Source organism: Acinetobacter higginsii, from assembly GCF_000369845.1.
Taxonomy (GTDB): Bacteria; Pseudomonadota; Gammaproteobacteria; order Pseudomonadales; family Moraxellaceae; genus Acinetobacter; species Acinetobacter higginsii.
This window is the reverse complement of the sequence record NZ_KB850215.1, coordinates 513,595-514,337: the sequence shown is the minus strand read 5'-3', so window position 1 is coordinate 514,337 and position 743 is coordinate 513,595. Positions and strand designations below refer to the sequence as shown.

Here is a 743-nt window from a genome sequence, read left to right as displayed (position 1 = left end):
ATCCTGTTACCGATCTAACTAATCTAGGTACCCTCACCTTTGAAACTTCTCGCGATACCGTTAACGGTACATTGGAAGCTATTTCTGATTTAGCAGGTGCTGATATTGGTGGTGCTGCGGGTTCTCTCACAGGTGTTGTCGGCACATTGATTAATAATGGTTCAACTGCTTCTGGTCTGGTTCAGCATATTGCTGGTGACCTCACTGATGTTGGTGGTCTCATTGGCGGTGTGACTGGTGGAATCGGTGGTGGTGAAGGTGGCCCTCTTGGCGCAATCACTGGCATCATCGGTGGGATTACTGGCGGTATCGGCGGCGGTGAAGGCGGTCCTTTAGGTGCAATCACAGGAATCATTGGCGGCATTACTGGCGGAATCGGTGGTGGTGAAGGTGGTCCTCTAGGCGCGATCACTGGCATTATCGGTGGCATCACGGGCGGTATTGGTGGTGGTGAAGGCGGTCCATTAGGTGCGATCACTGGCATTATCGGTGGGATTACTGGCGGTGATCTTGGCAACAACCCTGTCACAGGTGTAATCCAAACAGGCATCGATGTCCTTCAAGGCGTTGAAAGCCTAAAAACAGATATTATCAACACTGGTATCACTACAGTAGGTGGCGCAATTAGCGGTGTTCTTCCGGGTGTTCATCCTGTTACCGATCTAACTAATCTAGGTACCCTCACCTTTGAAACTTCTCGCGATACCGTTAACGGTACATTGGAAGCTATTTCTGATTTAGCA

Annotated in this window: 1 pseudogene; it reads left to right on the top strand. The window is 49.9% G+C overall.

Annotated elements, in window-relative coordinates:
- Positions 1 to 743, top strand: a pseudogene (locus F885_RS21115) (beta strand repeat-containing protein); the annotation flags it as partial.